This is a genomic window from Pseudohalioglobus sediminis (genome assembly GCF_008370495.1).
Taxonomy (GTDB): Bacteria; Pseudomonadota; Gammaproteobacteria; order Pseudomonadales; family Halieaceae; genus Halioglobus.
Genome location: NZ_VTUX01000002.1, coordinates 169,432 through 187,719, shown reverse-complemented (window position 1 = coordinate 187,719; position 18,288 = coordinate 169,432). Strand labels below are relative to the sequence as shown.

Sequence of the window (18,288 nt, the reverse complement as noted above, 5' to 3'; positions counted from 1 at the left end):
TAATGGCGGACCAACAAGATACGATAACCGGCATCGATGTACCGGTGTACCTCAAGTATAACTTTACCGCGGGAGCGGGGCCGGCGCGGTTCCTGAGCCAGGTAAAGAATGGCAAATTGACCGGCCAGCGCTGTCCGCGTTGCCAGCAGGTGTACATACCACCACGCGGTTCCTGCGCGGCCTGTGGTGTGGCCACGGAAGAAGAACTGGTGCTGCCGGACAAGGCGACCGTGCAGTCCTTTACTATCGTATCGATACCCATACCCAACAACCCGATAAAGCCGCCCTATATCATCGCTAACCTGGTGCTCGACGGCGCCAATATTTCCTTCATTCACCTGATGAGTGAATGCGTCAACGAGGACGTCCGTATCGGCCAGCGCGTGCAGGCGGTATGGAAGCCGGAAGAAGAGTGGGACTATTCCATGGACAACATCCGTTACTTCAAGCCGCTGGACGAACCCGATGTGCCGGTGGCGCAAATCGGCAAGCTGCCGGTTAGCGGCTGGGAGGGCATGAGTGATGCGTGATATAGCTATCGTGGCTTACCACCAGTCGCGGGCCGTGGCCGACGCCGGTGCCTGCAACGAGGTGGAAATGATCATGCCGGTGCTCAATGAAGTGTACGGGCAGGTGGGTATCAACAATGCCCAGGACGTGGATTTCGTGTGTTCCGGCAGCTGTGACTATATGCAGGGCGCTGCTTTCGCCTTCGTCGCCGGTGTCGATGCCCTCGGTGCGGTGCCACCGATCAAGGAGTCGCACGTTGAAATGGATGCGGCCTGGGCTCTGTACGAATCAATCCTGAAAATCCGCATGGGCAGTGCCGAGTCGGCGCTGATCTACGGCTTTGGCAAGTCCTCACCTGGAGAGCTGCCGATCGTGCTGTCCCAGCAGCTGGATCCCTATTACCTGGCGCCACAGTGGATTGACACGGTGTCGCTGGCTGCCATGCAGGCGCGCCTGTTGCTGGAGCAGGGCGTGATTACCGAGCGCGATATGGCTGCCGTCGTTTCCCGCTCAAGACGCAATGCCCGGCAAAATCCGAATGCGCAGCTTGCCGGTGATATCAGCGTGGACGATGTGCTGGCGGAAGAGACCTACCTGTCGCCGCTGCGTCGTGTCGACTGCTGCCCGGTGTCTGACGGCGCCGCGGCAATGATCATCTGCACCGAAGACAAGGCCAGGGAGTGGGGTGTGCCGTACGCACTGATACGCGGTATCGATCACCGTATCGAGACTCACCATATCGGCATGCGAGACCTGACCGATTCCGCGTCCACACGCCTGGCCGCAGAGCGCGCTGGCGTGGGCGACGGGCCGGTTGACGTGGCTGAACTCTACGCCCCGTTCAGCCACCAGGAACTGATCCTGGCGCGTGCGCTGGGGCTCGGGGAGCAAACAGATATCAATCCCAGCGGCGGCGTCCTGGCCGGCAACCTGATGATGGCATCGGGACTGGCACGTGTAGGGGAGGTCTTCAATCGCATTGTTGCGGGCGAAGCGCAGCGCGGTGTGGCGCATGCCACGTCAGGCCCCTGCCTGCAACACAACCTGGTTACCGTAGTGGAGAAGGCGTAATGGCGAATCTGGCAGCAGTGGTCGGCATCGGCCAGACCAAGTACACCACCAAGCGCGATGATGTCTCCATAGCGGGACTGGTGCGGGAGGCGGCGCAGAACGCGCTCGACGACGCCGGTATCGGCTGGGACGATATTGACGCGGTCATTCTTGGCAAGGCACCGGATATGTTCGAGGGCGTCATCATGCCGGAGATTTATCTCACCGATGCGCTCGGTTGCAACGGCAAGCCCATGTTGCGCGTGCATACTGCGGGATCCGTCGGCGGCTCGACGGCCCTGGTTGCCGCTTCCCATGTGCAGAGCGGCGCGTTCAACAGGGTGCTGACGGTGGCTTTTGAGAAGCAGTCCGAGTCCAACGCGATGTGGGCGCTGTCCAACCCGCAACCGTTTTCCACCCACCTGAATGCGGGCGCCGGTGGCTACTTCGCCCCGATTATCCGCGAGTATATGCGCCGTTCGAACGCCCCGGACGATGTCGGCATAAAAGTCGCGGTGAAAGACCGGCTGCACGGCGCGCGCAATCCATTGGCGCATCTGCAGCGTCCGGATATCACCATGGAGGAAGTGAAGGAGTCCTTCATGTTGTGGGACCCGATTCGTTTTCTCGAGTCCTGCCCGTCCTCTGACGGTGCCTGCGCCATGGTGATCGCCAATGAAGAGCTGGCGGAGCAATCGGCCAAACCCCCGGCCTGGATTCGCGGCGTTGCAATGCGTTCAGAGCCGACAATGTATGCGGGCAGGGAAGAGGTGAATCCACAGGCGGGCAAAGACTGTGCCGCCGATGTGTATGCGCAGGCGGGCATCACTGATCCACGGCGCGACCTGGACTGTGCGGAAGTGTATGTGCCGTTCAGCTGGTACGAACCCATGTGGCTGGAGAACCTCGGATTTGCCCCGGAAGGCGAGGGCTGGAAGCTGACCATGGAGGGCGCCACCTCGCTGGACGAGGGCGGTGACATTCCCTGGAATCCCTCCGGTGGCGTATTGTCCTCCAATCCCATCGGGGCCTCTGGCATGATTCGTTTCGCAGAAGCGGCGCGACAGGTGCGCGGTGATGCCGGAGACCACCAGGTCGAGGGCGCCAGACTGGCGCTGGGCCACGCCTACGGTGGTGGCGCACAGTTCTTTGCCATGTGGGTAGTCGGCGCCGATAAAGCCTAGGAGCGGTCCATGAAGAAGCATTTCAATCTCGCAGATCTTTTCGAAATAGTTGCCGACAAGGTGCCGGCCAGGGATGCACTGGTCTGTGGTGAACAGCGGGCGACCTTCGCCGAGCTGGAGTCGCGGGCCAATCGACTTGCCCACTATCTGGCCTCTCGCGGCGTGGGTGCCGGTGATCATGTAGGCCTGTACCTGTACAACTGCAACGAGTATCTCGAGGGGATGCTGGCCTGCTTCAAGATTCGTGCGGTGCCGATTAATGTGAACTATCGCTACGTGGAGGAGGAACTCCTCTACATCTTCGACAACGCCGATTTGGTCGCCTGTATTCACAACCGGGAGTTCATCCCGTATATCGCACAGGTACGCGACAGCGCTCCCGATTTGCATACATTTGTCTATGTAGAAGACGGCAGTGATGCCGATGCTGCCAGCATTGGCGCCGCAGCATATGAAGAGGCGATCGCTCCCTGTAGTGACCAGCGCGACTTTGCAGAGCGCGCCGATGACGACCTGTTCATTCTTTACACCGGTGGCACCACCGGCATGCCGAAGGGCGTGATGTGGCCGCACAAGGCGGTATTCTATGCTGCCATGGGCGGCGGCGGCTGGTTCCATCCCGACGGGGCGATTACCCGGCCTGAACAGATTGCCGAGCGTATCGGTGATTTCCCGATCATCGGTATGGCCCTGGCCCCGCTGATGCACGGTGCCTGCTGGTGGTATGCCTGCATCCAGTTGCTGGCCGGCAACACAGTGGTGCTCAGCCCCTACCGTTCACTGGTGGGTGAGCAGATCTGGGATATCGTGGAGAAGGAGAAGGTCAACGCCATCTCCATTGTCGGTGATGCCATGGCGATCCCGCTGCTCGATGCGCTGGACGCAAACCCCGGTCGCTGGGATCTGAGTTCGGTTTTCAATGTCGGTTCTGGTGGTGCGGTGTTTTCCGAATCCAAACAGGAGGCGTTCAAGCAACACTTCCCCAACGTGTTCATCACCAATTCTTTCGGATCGTCCGAGAGTGGCAGTATGGGCATGGACGGCGGCGGCAAGAAAGGGCAGGGCCTGGGTAATGTCACCAAGAGCGAATTCATGTCGGTGATTGCAGACGTAGAGGGCGAGCCGCACCGCCATGTCGAGCGCGGAGAAATGGGTATATTCGCACGCAGCGGCCATATCCCAACCGGCTATTACAACGATGCCGAAAAAACGGCCAAAACCATCGTCGAAGTAGACGGCAAACCCTGGTTGTTGCTGGGTGACGAGGCACGCCTGGAAGAGGACGACACCATCACGGTATTTGGGCGTGGCTCCAACTGCATCAATAGCGGTGGCGAGAAAATCTTCCCCGAGGAAGTCGAACAGGCATTGAAAGCCAACCCGGATATCTTTGACTGCCTGGTGGTCGCCACACCGGACGAGCGCTTCGGTAACAAGGTCACGGCGGTCGTCTCGGTACGTGACGATGCAACACTCGATCTCGAGACGGTGCAGGCGGATGCGCGCAAGCATATCGCCGGCTACAAGGTCCCGCGCGAACTGCACATAGTGGACGAAGTGCCGCGTGCACCCAGCGGGAAACCGGCCTATCCGCAGGCACTGGCTATCGCATTATCCGGCGCTCACCGCGTCGATTGAGCAATCGGGCAGGTCCGCCGCGCAACAAACATCAGACTCTCTGGAGAACACATGGCTGAACTGGATATCAGTACCGAAACCTGCATTGTCGAGCAGGAGGGCAATGTACTGCTTGTCACCCTGAATCGCCCCGAGGCCAAGAACGCCTTCAACTCGCAGATGTTACTGGGACTTTACCGGGCCTGGCGCCTGCTGGATGAACGGGACGATCTCTACTGCGCGATTCTCACCGCAAACGGCGATACCTTCTGCGCAGGCATGGACCTGAAAGCCGGTGCGGACGACAAACACGACGCCACCGAGGAATTCATGGCGCTGATGGCGGAAGTGCCCAATGTGCACTGGCAGGCGCTGCTGCGTGACAACCGTCCCAACAAGCCCCTGATACTGGCTGTCGAGGGCTATGCGCTCGCTGGCGGCACCGAGATTCTGCAGGGTACAGACATTCGCGTCGCGGCAGACAACGCCGTGTTCGGTATCACCGAAGTCGCGCGCGGCCTGTATCCGATGTCAGGCTCCACCATCCGACTGCGCCGGCAGATTCCATACTGCCTGGCTGCGGAAATGCTGCTCTGTGGTGAACACATCACCGCGCAGCAGGCGCTGGATTACGGGCTGGTCAACAAGGTCGTGCCAGCCGGAACCGTTCTGGAAGCCGCGCGCGAGTATGCCACCAAAATTTGCGCCAATGGACCACTGGCGGTGAAGGCGGTAGTGACCTCACTGCGCCAGCACCAGGAATGCATGGCGGAGGACGAGGCGATGCTGGCCTCCGACGCACTGGCCGGGCCGGTATTTGCTTCCAGCGACGCCAAGGAAGGCATGCGCGCCTTCAAGGAGAAACGCCCTGCCAGGTTTACCGGTAGTTGAATCCTGCGCATAATGTCGCACCCTGTAGTCCCCGGAGAGACCTGTCAATGCCAGACCTGAGCAAAGCCTTTGCTGACCTTGTCGCGGCGCGCCGTTCGCTGCGCGCCTTCCTGCCAGAAGCGGTAGACGAGGCAACCATGCAGCGCGTATTTGACACAGCCTTGCGAGCCCCCAGCAATTGCAACACCCAGCCATGGCAGACTCACGTAGCCTCCGGTGACGCTATTGAAACCCTGCGCCGTGAAATGCCCCGGCAGTTCATGGAAGGGAAGTTGTCCATGGACTTCCCCTACGATGGTGTCTACCACGGTGTCTATAAGGAACGGCAGTACGGTTCGGCCCAGGCCTTGTACGATTCTGTCGGCATCACCCGTGAGGACAAAGCGGCGCGGCATGAACAATTCATGCGCAACTTCACTTTCTTCGACGCACCGCATGTGGCCTTCCTGTTCCTGCCGGAACCATTTGGCCTGCGCGAGGCCGCGGACCTTGGCATGTACGCCCAGACCCTGATGCTGGCGATGACCGCAAACGGTCTCGGCAGTTGCCCGCAGACGGCGCTCGGCTTCCAGGCTGACCTGGTGCGTGAAACGCTCGGCGTGGATGCCACCAACAAACTCATGTTTGGTATCTCTTTCGGCCACCCCGATCCCGATGCGCCGGTCAATGCCTGTACCACCGATAGGGCGGCGCTGACGGACGTCGTTCACTTCCACGGATAAGGCTCTATGACGGATCTGGTGCTCAACGAAAACCGCGACGGCGTGCTGCTGGTCACCCTGAATCGCCCAGAAAAAAAGAATGCGATCAACAACGCGATGTGGGCCGGTATTGCGGAGGTGTTCAATGCTGCGGCCATTGATGACACAGTCACCTGCGTGTTGCTTACCGGTGCTGGCGACAACTTCAGCGCGGGTGTGGACCTGGCCTCCTTCGGTGAACAGGACGTCGATCCCCAGGCATTGTTCAATGCCGCGGCGCTTGCCGTTGCTGAGTTCGATAAGCCGCTGGTAGCGGCGGCGCGTGGTGCAGCGGTCGGCGGTGGCGCCACCGTGCTGTTTCACGCAGACATGGTTTACGCCGGTGAGTCGCTGCGCATGCGCCTGCCCTTTGCCAGCCTGGGCCTGGCCCCGGAATGGGCCAGCAGTTACATGCTGCCCGCCAACATCGGCGCCCAGCGTGCCGCTGAACTGTTTTACACGGCGCAGTGGATCGACGCCGGGAAGGCGCTTGACTCTGGTGTGGTCGCCGCTGTGTTACCCGACGAGGACGTGCTGGCCCATGCAGAAGCCAGGGCAAGGGAAATCGCACAGTGGCCGGTGAACTCGCTGCGGGAGATCAAGCGTACCCTGCGCATGCATCACTTGCCCGCGATCAAGGTCGCCATGCAGGCAGAGCAGGAGGCCATGGCCAGGCAGGCCGGTTCACCGGAGAATATCGAGGCCATGACCGCATTTCTGGAAAAGCGTAAGCCCGATTTCCGTAACCTGTAGTCCCGCGCCAGCGCTTGCTGTGTCATGAGGCCAGCTGCAGGGGTGAGCGATTGATGCTGTCTCTGCTACACTGTTAATCCAAGTAAAAACAATAACCCGACCAAGAGGTGTGCCCTTGAAAACCAAACCCGTGAGCAAGCTGCGGCTTTGCCTTGTAGCAGCTGTATCTGTCTTTGCTATTGCCTGTAGTGACTCTTCTGATCGCAAGGATCCGGTAGACCCGCCAGTGCAGCCACCGGAACCCGAACTGACCTACCAGGCGGAAGTGGTCTGGACCGAATACGGCATTCCCCATGTGATCGCCGATGACTGGGGCAGCCTGGGTTATGGCGTAGGCTATGCCTATGCCCGCGACAACTACTGCACCCTGATGCGCGAGTATGTGAATGCCGCGGGCGAGTCGGCGCGTTATTTAGGTGACGACGGCGATATCAACAAGGATTTCGTATTCAAGCTGTTCAACAACGACGAACGTATCCAGAGCCTTTTCGACAGCCTGCCGGAAACGCTACAGGACAATTTCACCGGCTACGCAGCAGGGGTGAACCGCTATTTCAATGAAACCGGCGCCGACAACCTGGCCGAGGGCGATGAAGGTTGCCGTGGTGCAGAGTGGGTGCGCGAAGTCGACTACATGGATGTCACGCGCCTGCTGCACAAGACAATCCTGCGCGCGAGTTCCGATCCGCTGTCGCCCTTCAGTACATCTGTGACGCCGCCTGAAGAAACCATGGCTAGCGCCCGGCCGAGCGCCACCCCGGCCGAACTGGAAACCATGTTGGCCGGTTACGATGCAGGTGAATTGCGCGACGCGATGGGCCTGCCCGAGGGTTGGGAAATCGGCAGTAACGCCTACGCCGTGGGCGCGGACGCCTCGCAGACGGGCTCCGGCATCCTCTTCGGTAACCCGCACTTTCCCTGGCAGGGGCAGTTGCGCTTTTACGTCTTCCGGGTGAGCCTCGGTGACGAATACAACGTGATGGGTGCGGCGCTGGGTGGCCTGCCCATACCGGTCATTGGCTTCAATGAGAACGTGGCCTGGTCGCACACTGTGAGTACCGGATCACGGTTCACGTTTTACGAGCTGACGCTGAATCCGGATAACCTGATGCAGTACGAATACGACGGGGAAATGCGCGATATCACTGCGCAGACGGTGAGCGCCGAGCAGGTGGCCGCAGACGGCAGTGTGGAAACCGTCGAGTACACCTTCTACCTGTCCCACTTCGGGCCGATTATCGACCTTGGCGCCGTGTCGCCTCTGTTGTCAGGTTGGCCCAATGCGGCGGGCACGCTGGTGACCTATCGCGATGCCAACCTGGAAAACCTGCGCGGCATGGAGCAGTGGCGCAATATGGGCCAGGCGCGGGACCTGGGCGAGTTCAAGACGGCCCTGGCCGACCTGGGCATCCCCTGGGTCAACACCATCGCCGCCGACCGCAACGGCGATGCGTTCTATGGCGATATTTCCGTGGTGCCCAATGTCTCGGTGGCCCAATACAGTAACTGTGTGCGCGGCTTCCTGCAGGAGCAACTCACCGCCGCCGGGAACCTGACCCTGGACGGCTCTGATTCCGCCTGCGAATGGGGCAACGACCCGGACACCCCCGAGGGCATCTTCGGCTACGACAGCCTGCCCAAGCTGGAAACCCGCGAGTACGGCGCCAATGCCAACGACAGCTACTGGCTGTCCAATCCGCGTAACCTGCTGGAAGGTTTCTCGCCGATTATTGGCCGCGAAGGGGTGGAGCAATCTATACGCACCCGGCATACCTTCAACATGGCCGAGGATCGCCTCGCCGGGAACGACCCCTATGGGGACCCACTGTTCAACATCGACAATATTCGCGACCTGTCCTACCAGGCCACCAACCACGCTGCGGAACTGGTACTGGATGATGTGGTTGCCATTTGCGACGAGACCGCGGACTGGTCGCCGTACTCAGCCAACCCCGGGCAAGCCACGCAGGCCTGCGAGGTGCTGGGGGACTGGGACGGCGCGCACCAGCTGGATAGCGTTGGCGGGCACGTGTTCTATGAGTTCTGGCTGCGAGTACGCTCGGAACCCACACTGTGGTCCATGCCCTTCGATGTGACCATGCCAGTGACCACGCCCTCCATGCTCAACACCGACCCGGTGAACGCGGAAGCGGTGCGGGTAGCGCTGGGCGAGGCGGTGGATCGCCTGGTTGAGGCCGGCATTCCCATGGATCGCCCCTGGGGAGAAGTGCAGTATGTGGAGAAAAATGGCGAGCGCATCGGCATTCACGGCGGCTCCGGCAGCATGATGTTCAGCGTGATCACGTCCAGCCTGGTGGATGGCGAGGGCTACTCCAATATCACCCATGGCAACAGTTACATGCAGGCGATCACCTGGGACGATGGCAGCTGTCCGGACGCTTACGCCATGATTACCTATTCGCAGTCCACTGATCCGGATTCCGATCACTACGCGGATGCGACCCGGCTCTACTCGGAGGGCGGCTGGATCGACATGCCGTTCTGCGAGGCAGACCGGGACGCGCAAGAGATCCGTCGTGAGATGTTGGAAGAGTGATGTATCACGGGTCGGTGCGCATTCGCGGCGCCGACCCGTGCTTTCGCACCGGGCATGCCGGTGTAGCGCTTAACCACGGCTAGTGTTCAGGGCTGGACGAAATCCGTGACCTCGAGATTGAATCCGGACAGCGCGTTAAAGTGAACCGGCGCCGACATCAGGCGCATCTTGCCCACGCCCAGACGCTTGAGTATCTGTGAGCCAGTGCCAATGACCCGGTAGTTCTGCTGGCCGGCGCTGTCAGTAGATCCGGTCACGGTGGCCGGCTCCGGGAACTGCGCCACCTCCGCCAGGGCCTGCTCCGGAGTGATCTCCTGGCCGATCAGGACCACAGCGCCTTTACCCTCGGCGGCGATTGCCGCCATGGCGCGGCGGTAGGACCAGCCTTCAGAACCCGCTATACGTGTGCCCAGCACATCGCGCAGGGTATTGAGGGCCTGCACGCGCACCAGCACGTCCTCATCTTCTTGTATTTCGCCACAGGTCAGTGCGTAGTGCACGGTGTCGTCAATCAGGTCGATGAAGGTGTGCAACTCAAACGCGCCAAAGTCGGTATCTACCGGCTTGCTGCTGCGCAACTCCACCGATGCTTCATGCAGTGACCGGTATTCGATCAGGTCGGCGATAGTGCCCATGCGTAGATCGTGCTTCTCGGCAAATACTTCCAGTTCCGGGCGCCGCGCCATGGTGCCGTCCTCGTTCATGATCTCCACGATCAGCGCTGCCGGTTCAAACCCCGCCATGCGTGCGAGATCGACACCGGCCTCCGTGTGGCCGGCGCGCCGTAGTACGCCACCGGGCTTGGCTACCAGCGGGAATATGTGCCCGGGCTGGAGGATGTCAGCAGGCCTGGCGCCGGTAGCCACGGCAGTGCGCACGGTGTGGGCGCGCTGTATCGAGCTGATACCCGGGCCCTTGCGCTCTGCGGCGTCTATGGACACGGTGAAGTTGGTTTCATGTTGTGAGCGGTTGTCGCGAACCATCAGGGGCAATTGCAACTGGCGCGCGCGCTCCTCGGTGATGGGCATGCAGATCAGGCCGCAGGCTTCACTGGAGAAAAAAGTAATGATTTCCGGTGTGACCGCCTCGGCGGCAACGATCAGGTCGCCTTCGTTTTCCCGGTCCTCGTCGTCCATCAGGATGACCATTTTGCCATCGCGGATGTCGTCGAGAATATCGGGGATGCTGGAAAGAGCCATACGGTTGACGTCCTGAAGCTGGGGCGGGTTGAAAAGGGCGCCCATTTAGCCACAGGCGACGCCTTTCCTCAAGCAGACCCAGGGGTGAACAGTTTTCCGCGCACCGCTTCCCGGTAGCGCCCCGGTGACATGCCCACCTGTTCGCGGAACAGCCTGGCAAAGTAACTGGCATCGCTGATACCCACCTGCCAGGCCACCTCGCTGACCGATAGATTGCTGTGCCGTAACAGCTCCCTGGCCTGGCCTGTGCGCAGGCGTTGTAGCCAGCTATTCGGGCTGACGCCGGTGGCCTGGTGAAAGCGTCTGTTCAGGGTGCGTGAACTGACGCCAAACTCGCGGGCGACAGTCTCCAGGGAGGGCTTTTCAGCCAGGTGCTCACGCAGCCACTGCTGTACTTCCACTACCAGTTCATCATGGTGGCTGGCGTCACGGTCCGTCTGGTAGGCGGCGGCGCGAAATGGCCGGCGTATCTCCGGCGAGAACTGGTTTTCCACGGCCCGGGCAATCCCGGCACCGTACCAGTCTTCCACCACGTGCACCATCAGGTCGGCGATGGAGTTAACACTGCCCACGCAGTAGATATTATCCGCCTGGGTAATGAGGTGACGCGGTTTCAGCTGCACCTGCGGGTAGTGGTCAGCAAAGTGTTCCATGTAGTTCCAGTGCGTGGTGGCGGGGCGTTGATCCAGTAGCCCTGCCTCGGCCAGCAGACAAGTGCCGGTACCCACTGCACAGACCCGGGTCCCCTCGGCGGCGATGTCCCGCAATCGCGGCAGCCACTGGGCAGAATCCCTGATCACGGGCTTCGGGTTACGCCAGATCGCGGGCACGATCAGCAGGTCCAGTTGCTCCAGTTGGCTGCAGGTCTGGTCTGGTGTCAGCGAGATACCCCCGAACAGGGGCACCGGCGCCAGGGTGCTCGCCGCGAGACTGACGTCTACCGCGGGTTGCAGGCGGCGCCTGACCCTGGCCATCTGCGAGGCAGCGCGCAGAATTTCCAGCGGCAGGGTGATACTGGTAGCAAGCGCCTGGGGATAGAGCAGGGCGGCGATCCGATACATGGCCTGGCTCCCTAGTGTCTGAAATAACTTATTATATGTCAGATAAGCCATAAAGAAGCGGGCCAATCACCCTTACACTGGGTGCAGGCAATCTATTCAACTGCACAGGATCAACATGGCCAGAGAACCACTACCCGTTATCGTCAGTCTCGGCGGCATCAATTGTGCGGGGCGTGCCTCCGGCCACCACGCTGTGGCACGAATGGCCTATGACGCACTCGACAGGCCCGCACAGCAGCGCACATTGCAGTCCCTTGCCAGCATGATGGGCCTGGAGGATGCGGCCGGCCACGCCGGGTACATACTGGACCACACCTTGATACGACGCATAGAGAAGCAGCACTTCGATGTGGACAACGTACTGTGGAATCAGCGTTTCCCAACCGAGAGCAATGGCCATCCGGTCAACTTCGATATTGAGCGTCGCCACCTGCCCGACACAATCCCGCCGAGTTGGCGCGTGACCTCCAAGTCAGTGACGCACGTCAACGTCAACATCCAGGGCCATCAGGAGTTCCTGTTGCCTACCAACAGGGAATTTGAAGTGAAAGCCGCCGGGCAGCTGCCTACCGGTTATGAGCCGGGCAAGCTGTACCCCTCGCGCAGTCATCCGCGGGGCCTGCAGATGACGGTCTGTGCCGCATCCGATGCGCTGGGCAACCTCGGCCTGGACTGGGACGCGCTGCAGCGCCATGTTGCCGCCGACCAGATCAGCGTGTACGCAGGCAGCGCCATGGGACAGCTGGACAGCGCCGGTGCCGGGGGCATGCTCAAGGCGCGCTATAACGGCAAGCGGGTGACCTCCAAGTACTGCCCGCTCAGTCTCGCGGAAATGCCGGCTGATTTTATTAACGCCTATGTGCTCGGCGCGATGGGGTCTACCGGCGCCACGCTCGGTGCCTGCGCATCCTTTTTATACAACCTGAAAAACGGCATCGCCGACATACGCTCCGGCAGGTCGCGCGTCGCCTTTATCGGCTCGGCCGAGGCGCCGATCAATGCAGAAGTAATGGAAGGCTATGCGGCGATGGGCGCACTGGCGACTGACAAGGAGCTGCTCAGGCTCGATGGTCTCGAAGCCAACGGGGAACCCGATCACCGCCGAGCCTGCCGGCCCTTTGCCGAAAACTGCGGCTTTACCATTGCCGAATCGGCACAGATGCTGGTGCTGTTTGACGACCAGCTGGCCCTGGAACTGGGCGCTACCATCTATGGCGCCGCTACCGAGGTGTTTGTCAACGCCGACGGCTACAAGAAGTCCATATCCGGCCCCGGCGTCGGCAACTACATTACCATGGCCAAGGCCGTCGCCTCGGTGCGCGCCATCATCGGTGAGCAGGGGATACGCGCGGGCGGCCTGGTTCAGGCGCACGGTACGGGCACACCACAGAACCGGGTCACGGAATCCGACATTCTCAGTCGTACGGCGGCAGCTTTCGGTATCGAAGAGTGGCCAGTTGTCGCGTTGAAAAGCTACCTGGGGCATTCACTGGGTGCTGCATCGGGCGATCAGGTGACAGCCACGCTCAGCATCTGGCATCACGGTATTATTCCTGGCATCACCACAATCGACGGACTGGCTGACGATGTGCGCAGCCAGCACCTCGCGTTCAGCACCGGGCATCGAAGCTTTGACCCGGGGGCGGCGCAATATGCGGTCATCAATTCAAAAGGTTTCGGCGGCAACAATGCATCGGCGACCCTGCTCAGCCCGACGGCGACCCGGAGCCTGTTACAGCAGCGTTACACGGAGCGGGAATGGCAGGCGTGGTCGGCGGCCAATGAGCGCGTGCTGGAGTCTCAGCATGACTACGACGAAGGTATGCTGGCGGGCACGGTGGAGCCGGTGTATCGCTTTGACTACGGTGTCCTGGGCGAGGGTGATGTGGACATCGATGCCCATGCGCTGCGCGTGGGGGAGTTCAGCGTGGACCTGGATCTCGACAACCCTTTCGCCTGAGGTGTGTTACAGCAAGGCCGTGACCAGGCCGTAGAAAATCACCAGGAAGCCGCCAATCTCTGCTGCCACCAGCGACCAGAGAAAAACCTTGCCCGCGGTGTCGATGTCGCGGACCTGATTGTCGGTATCCTCGCGTATGCCATGCACGATGTACCCGGCGATGGCCAGTGCAAAGTAGGTGACCATCAGCCCGGTGGCAACCAGCTCGGTGGTATTGGGCAGCTGGCTGATCTCGGTAAAGTAAGCCAACATCGCCGAGGCAAAGGCATAGAGCAGTGATGCCCGGTGTGCGATATCGACATACGGGTGCGCGAGACCCGCTGGTCTGGAGGCCATCTGCCAGTATTTCCAGACACCCAGGAGCAGGGCGACGAGAAAGAAAGAAGCTGAGCACAGTAGTGCAAGAGTCGGTGCGGTCATGGGCTGGCGGCCTGTTATTATGCTTTACGCAGAGTATAGTGCGCGGGCTGAAGTCTGGCCACGGTTCACCGCGCTGGCGGCGCTGAACTCTCCATATCTTCCTCGAGATAGCGCAGCAGTGCTTCAAGAAAAGCCTCGCGAGGATAGTCATTGTGATTGACCAGGGTGTTGCCGGCCAGGGGATGACTGCGCGCGACCGGTACGGCTATCGCCCAGTGATCTGCATTGGTCGCTGCAATCAGGCTGGAGTTCGGAATTACCTGGTCGAAGATAATTACCTGGGTATCGTTGCGCGGGTCATTCTGCCCCAGCAGGACATAGCTTTTCTCCAGTGCCCACGAGACCCGATCCGGTGCGGGGAAGGTGATCACGCTGTAATAATTTATGTGCTCCGGCAGCACATGTTCTGCCATCCATTTTTCACGTACATCGGGCTTGAGGCTGGTTACCGCGTCGTTGTCGCCATCTTCCTTGCTGCACTTGGAGCCGGGAACGAGGGTCAGCATGTTGGCCTGGGCCTGTTTGGCATCTTCAGCCAGCGGTGAGCCATAGACCGCTCCCGAGACACTGACCACAGCCGCCACGCGCTCGCTTACCTGCGGATAGGCCGTAACCGCCTCGAGAATATCAGGCGCTCCCTTGGAGTACCCCATCAGCACCAGAGGGCGCTCGGCGTCGGCCGCCGGCAAGGCCGCGACGTAGTCGCGAATCATGCGCGCGTTGTTGGCGGTACTGGAAAGCCCGTCAACAGGCAAAAAACGCACCTCATAGCCGAACTTCGCCACGTGTTCAGTGCCCGAGTGTGAGAGGTCCAGCCAGTCTTCGAAGCAGTCCCAACCCAGGCCGGGAACGATAAGCACAAGGAAATCCGTGTTGCTCTGGCCCAGTGCGACGGTTGCGCCCGTCGCCGACTTTTCCGGACCGGTATCGCGCAGGGCTTCCTCGCAAGGGCGATAGTCGGGCAGTTCGCGACCATGCGCTTCCAGCACGGCGCAGAATATCTCGCGGAAACGACCGCGCCCGTCGGTGACACCTTGGGAACGCAGGTAGGCGCCCATCTCTGCGACGGTCTCTTCGAGTGACGGTTGTTTTGGCGCAGGGCCAGCGCAGGCCGCGAGCAGGGCAGCTGACAGAAGCAGGCAGTAGCGAATAAATGTCACGGGATGCCCCCTTGCATAGGGTGAGTCGCTGCTAAAAAAAAGCCCCGACATGCGGGGCTTTTTGGCGTATTCCCTAACCGACACGATTAAAGAACACTTTGTAATGGCGGTGGGCCAGGGATTCGAACCCCGGGAGGGGATAAACCCTCAACGGTTTTCAAGACCGCCGCTTTCGACCACTCAGCCAGCCCACCGGAAACCTAGTTGTTACATTCTTCGCCCTGCGGCGAGGAAGCCGGAATTATACAGCGATGGCAACAGGGCACAAGAGGCGAAATGCCTCAAGTGCCTGTATTTCCGTCGCTTTTAGCTGGATGCTGCCTCCTGGTGGGGCTGCACTTCGGCCAGTGGACCGCGAGGGTCGTTGCTTGCGCGGGGTGCCACGCGGCCGCTGCTCTGCGCAGCGGGGGCAACCTCATCACTGAACAGTGAAATGTGCTTGGTAACGATCTCCACGACGTCCACCGGGTTGGGCTCCACGCGCGGGTCGTTGACGGCGCGACCGTCTGCTGTCAGCCCTGTTGGAGCGGGTGCAGAGGGTGCCGCTTGCGCCGCCGCCGGCTCTGCCTTGTCGACTTCGGCCTCGGCGACTGGACGTGACTCGGGCTTCTCTGCCGCTGCAGTCGGTGCCTGGGCGGGTGCGGGCGCGATGGCAGGGGCTTGCTTAGCTGTCTCCACCTCGGCGGTAGCCGGGCTCTGGGGGCTGGCTTCCCTGGCGGGTTCTGCTATGGCCGTTACCGGCGCAGAGTCTGCTGGTGTTGCCACATTGCTGCTCTCGGCTGCCGGCTTCGATTGCGCAGGCTGCGGCGCGCTGGTTTCTGCGGCCAGGGCAGCGACATTGGTGCTGGCTGCATCCTCTGCAGGCATGCGGCTGCGGTTGCGACGCCGACGGGGTGCTTCACCGCGCTTCATGTCAGACGGACGCTTGCGCGGCTGGTCCTGGCGCTGCCCGGTTTCGGCGGGCTGATTGTCAGTGGACTGATTATCGTTGGCGGCGACGTCGGCGCTGACCTCCTGCTTGCGAGGCTGCCCACCGCGATCATTGCGCCGACGATTGCCATTGCCACGCTGTTCTTCACTGCGCTCCCGCGGCTGCTGTTTTTCCGGGCGTGCTTTCGGCTGGGTATTGCCGTTATCGTCCTGACGCTCTGCTCTCGCTTGCTGCTGCGCCTGACCGCCGCGGCGATTGCGGTTGTTCCGGTTGCGGTTGCGGCGATTGCCCTGGCCCGGTTGACCCTGACTCTGACCCTGGCCCTGACCCTGTTTCTGCCCCTGGCGCTTGGCGGGCGCGCTCTTTGCCGTACTGGCCTGCTTGGGTTGTTCTGCTTCCGCGGCGCCAAACAGTGTTGTCCATAGCCTGGTCAGCAAGCCCGGTTGCGGCGCTGGTGCCGGCTTGCGCGCGGGCTTGGCTGAGGCAGTACGGGGTTTTTTGTGGCGCTCCTCATTGGCTGTGGCAGCGGGTTCTGCGGTCGGCGTGGGCGCCTGCTGCGGCGTGACCCCCTTGACGGCAGCTTCCTGCTGGGGGATTACCGCCTTGTGGGTGTCGGAGATAGAATCAACGTCCGGTTCGGCCAGCTCGATCTTGTAACTGGTTTCGAGGTTGCCGTTGACTTCATCATCACGCAAGCGCTGCACTTCAAAGTGCGGTGTCTCCAGGTTCGGGTTGGGAACTACCAGCACCCTGACCTTCGCATCGCGTTCGATTTCGCCCAGTGCGTTCCGTTTTTCGTTGAGCAGATACGCGGCAACATCCAGCGGCACGATTGCGCGGACCTCTGCAGTGCGATCCTTGATGGCCTCTTCTTCCAGCAGGCGCAGGATCGACAGGGCGAGGGACTTGGTATGGCGGATGGTGCCCTGGCCGTTACAGCGTGGGCAGACGATGGCGCTGGTTTCACCCAGGGAAGGGCGCAGGCGCTGCCTGGACATTTCCAGCAGGCCGAAACGTGAGATGCGCCCCACCTGGACCCGCGCGCGATCAATGCTCAGAGCATCGCGCATTCTGTTCTCAACAGCGCGCTGGTTTTTTGCCGCCAACATGTCGATGAAATCGATAACAACCAGTCCACCCATATCACGCAGGCGCAGCTGCCGGGCTATTTCGTCCGCTGCTTCCAGGTTGGTCTGCAGGGCGGTGTCTTCGATGTCTTTGCCCTTGGTGGCGCGGGCAGAGTTGATGTCGATCGAAACCAGTGCCTCGGTCGGGTCGATAACGATGGAGCCGCCGGAGGGCAGGCGCACTTCGCGCTGGAAGGCGGTTTCGATCTGACTTTCGATCTGGAACCGGTTGAACATGGGAATGGCGTCTTCGTAGACGCGGAGTTTGCTCTTGTACTGCGGCATGACCAGGCCAACGAAATCCTGGGCCTGCTTGAAAGCGTCGGGAGAGTCGATGAGTACCTGGTCGATATCGTCGCGCAGGTTGTCGCGAATGGCGCGGATGATGACGTTACTCTCCTGGAACAACAGGGTAGGGGCCTTGACCTCTTCGTTGGCCTTGCAGATCTTGTCCCACAACTGCAGCAGGTAGTTCAGGTCCCACTGCAACTCCTCGGCCGAACGTCCGACGCCGGCCGTACGGATAATGACGCCCATGCCGTTGGGGATTTCCAGCGCGGACAGCGCCTCGCGCAACTCGCTGCGCTCGTCGCCCTCGATACGGCGAGAGATGCCTCCGGCACGGGGGTTGTTGGGCATCAGCACCATGTAACGTCCGGCCAGGGAAATGAATGTGGTCAACGCGGCGCCCTTGTTGCCGCGCTCTTCCTTGTTGACCTGCACGATAATTTCCGTGCCTTCCTTGATCACATCCTTGATCTTCACGCGGCCTTCGCCGTCTGACTTGCGATTGAAGTACTCGCGAGCGATTTCCTTGAGCGGGAGGAAGCCGTGCCGTTCGGCACCGAAATCAACAAACGCCGCTTCGAGGCTGGCCTCGACGCGGGTTATCTTGCCTTTATAGATGTTGGATTTTTTCTGGATACGGGTGCGATTCTCGATATCCAGGTCGTACAGACGCTGGCCATCAACCAGTGCCACGCGCAACTCTTCAGGTTGAGTTGCATTGATGAGCATTTTTTTCATAAGTTTGCCTAAGCCTTGTCGCGACAGGCCTGGCGGGGCAGGAATCAGTTGCTGGGGCTCTCGCGAGCCCTCAGGGAGGACAGTTCTGCGCGCTACCTTGCG

At 60.9% G+C, this 18,288-nt stretch carries 14 protein-coding genes and 1 tRNA gene; 9 read left to right on the top strand and 6 right to left on the bottom strand.

Annotation, left to right across the window (positions count from 1 at the left end; genetic code table 11):
- The first annotated feature begins 2 nt into the window (after positions 1–2).
- The 8 genes from F0M18_RS20050 (at position 3) to F0M18_RS04795 (ending at position 9,302) form a co-directional block, all read left to right on the top strand.
- The gene (locus F0M18_RS20050; protein WP_223177909.1) at positions 3–530 is read left to right on the top strand and encodes a Zn-ribbon domain-containing OB-fold protein; all 528 of its coding nucleotides are present in this window, start codon (positions 3–5) and stop codon (positions 528–530) included.
- Positions 523–1,581 carry a thiolase domain-containing protein gene (locus tag F0M18_RS04825; protein WP_149610277.1) on the top strand — a complete coding sequence of 353 codons (1,059 nt, stop codon included), beginning with the start codon at positions 523–525 and terminating at the stop codon, positions 1,579–1,581. The genes F0M18_RS20050 and F0M18_RS04825 overlap by 8 nt, the downstream gene beginning before the upstream one ends.
- Positions 1,581–2,744 carry a thiolase domain-containing protein gene (locus F0M18_RS04820; protein ID WP_149610276.1) on the top strand — a complete coding sequence of 388 codons (1,164 nt, stop codon included), beginning with the start codon at positions 1,581–1,583 and terminating at the stop codon, positions 2,742–2,744. The genes F0M18_RS04825 and F0M18_RS04820 overlap by 1 nt, the downstream gene beginning before the upstream one ends.
- A gap of 9 nt (positions 2,745–2,753) precedes the next feature.
- On the top strand, positions 2,754–4,382 hold the full coding sequence (locus F0M18_RS04815) for an acyl-CoA synthetase (RefSeq protein WP_149610275.1): 1,629 nt from the start codon (positions 2,754–2,756) through the stop codon (positions 4,380–4,382).
- A 51-nt stretch (positions 4,383–4,433) separates the two neighbouring features.
- Entirely contained in the window at positions 4,434–5,252 is an 819-nt protein-coding gene (locus F0M18_RS04810) for a crotonase/enoyl-CoA hydratase family protein (protein ID WP_149610274.1), read from the top strand.
- A 47-nt stretch (positions 5,253–5,299) separates the two neighbouring features.
- Complete coding sequence (locus F0M18_RS04805) at positions 5,300–5,974, top strand: nitroreductase (protein ID WP_149610273.1); 675 nt, start codon at positions 5,300–5,302, stop codon at positions 5,972–5,974.
- A gap of 6 nt (positions 5,975–5,980) precedes the next feature.
- Positions 5,981–6,745: an enoyl-CoA hydratase-related protein gene (locus F0M18_RS04800; RefSeq protein ID WP_149610272.1), complete on the top strand. Its 765-nt coding sequence runs from the start codon at positions 5,981–5,983 to the stop codon at positions 6,743–6,745.
- A gap of 115 nt (positions 6,746–6,860) precedes the next feature.
- Positions 6,861–9,302: a penicillin acylase family protein gene (locus tag F0M18_RS04795; protein ID WP_188109596.1), complete on the top strand. Its 2,442-nt coding sequence runs from the start codon at positions 6,861–6,863 to the stop codon at positions 9,300–9,302.
- Between the two features lie 86 nt (positions 9,303–9,388).
- Here F0M18_RS04795 and ribB read toward each other — a convergent pair whose 3' ends face one another.
- On the bottom strand, positions 9,389–10,501 hold the full coding sequence (ribB, locus tag F0M18_RS04790; protein ID WP_149610270.1) for a 3,4-dihydroxy-2-butanone-4-phosphate synthase: 1,113 nt from the start codon (positions 10,499–10,501) through the stop codon (positions 9,389–9,391).
- 68 nt (positions 10,502–10,569) lie between these two features.
- On the bottom strand, positions 10,570–11,562 hold the full coding sequence (locus F0M18_RS04785) for a GlxA family transcriptional regulator (protein ID WP_188109595.1): 993 nt from the start codon (positions 11,560–11,562) through the stop codon (positions 10,570–10,572).
- A 115-nt stretch (positions 11,563–11,677) separates the two neighbouring features.
- Between F0M18_RS04785 and F0M18_RS04780 the strand changes: the two genes are divergently transcribed.
- Complete coding sequence (locus tag F0M18_RS04780) at positions 11,678–13,522, top strand: beta-ketoacyl synthase (RefSeq protein ID WP_149610268.1); 1,845 nt, start codon at positions 11,678–11,680, stop codon at positions 13,520–13,522.
- 6 nt (positions 13,523–13,528) lie between these two features.
- Here F0M18_RS04780 and F0M18_RS04775 read toward each other — a convergent pair whose 3' ends face one another.
- The 4 genes from F0M18_RS04775 to rne all read right to left on the bottom strand — a co-directional run bounded on the left by F0M18_RS04775 (position 13,529) and on the right by rne (position 18,186).
- A complete protein-coding gene (locus tag F0M18_RS04775) occupies positions 13,529–13,942 on the bottom strand; it encodes a hypothetical protein (protein ID WP_149610267.1) in 414 nt (137 codons plus the stop codon).
- A gap of 65 nt (positions 13,943–14,007) precedes the next feature.
- The gene (locus F0M18_RS20045) at positions 14,008–15,102 is read right to left on the bottom strand and encodes a hypothetical protein (protein ID WP_223177908.1); all 1,095 of its coding nucleotides are present in this window, start codon (positions 15,100–15,102) and stop codon (positions 14,008–14,010) included.
- 104 nt (positions 15,103–15,206) lie between these two features.
- A tRNA-Ser gene (locus F0M18_RS04765) sits at positions 15,207–15,296 on the bottom strand.
- Positions 15,297–15,408: 112 nt separating this feature from the next.
- Entirely contained in the window at positions 15,409–18,186 is a 2,778-nt protein-coding gene (rne, locus tag F0M18_RS04760) for a ribonuclease E (protein WP_149610266.1), read from the bottom strand.
- Between the last annotated feature and the right edge of the window lie 102 nt (positions 18,187–18,288).

Coding starts and splice junctions, on each gene's coding strand:
- F0M18_RS04820 (WP_149610276.1), top strand. CDS start 1,581: ATGGCGAATCTGGCAGCAGTGGTCGGCATCGGCCAGACCAAGTACACC.
- F0M18_RS04810 (WP_149610274.1), top strand. CDS start 4,434: ATGGCTGAACTGGATATCAGTACCGAAACCTGCATTGTCGAGCAGGAG.
- F0M18_RS04785 (WP_188109595.1), bottom strand. CDS start 11,562: ATGTATCGGATCGCCGCCCTGCTCTATCCCCAGGCGCTTGCTACCAGT.
- F0M18_RS04775 (WP_149610267.1), bottom strand. CDS start 13,942: ATGACCGCACCGACTCTTGCACTACTGTGCTCAGCTTCTTTCTTTCTC.
- F0M18_RS04805 (WP_149610273.1), top strand. CDS start 5,300: ATGCCAGACCTGAGCAAAGCCTTTGCTGACCTTGTCGCGGCGCGCCGT.
- ribB (WP_149610270.1), bottom strand. CDS start 10,501: ATGGCTCTTTCCAGCATCCCCGATATTCTCGACGACATCCGCGATGGC.
- F0M18_RS04780 (WP_149610268.1), top strand. CDS start 11,678: ATGGCCAGAGAACCACTACCCGTTATCGTCAGTCTCGGCGGCATCAAT.
- F0M18_RS04800 (WP_149610272.1), top strand. CDS start 5,981: ATGACGGATCTGGTGCTCAACGAAAACCGCGACGGCGTGCTGCTGGTC.
- F0M18_RS04825 (WP_149610277.1), top strand. CDS start 523: ATGCGTGATATAGCTATCGTGGCTTACCACCAGTCGCGGGCCGTGGCC.
- F0M18_RS04815 (WP_149610275.1), top strand. CDS start 2,754: ATGAAGAAGCATTTCAATCTCGCAGATCTTTTCGAAATAGTTGCCGAC.
- rne (WP_149610266.1), bottom strand. CDS start 18,186: ATGAAAAAAATGCTCATCAATGCAACTCAACCTGAAGAGTTGCGCGTG.
- F0M18_RS20050 (WP_223177909.1), top strand. CDS start 3: ATGGCGGACCAACAAGATACGATAACCGGCATCGATGTACCGGTGTAC.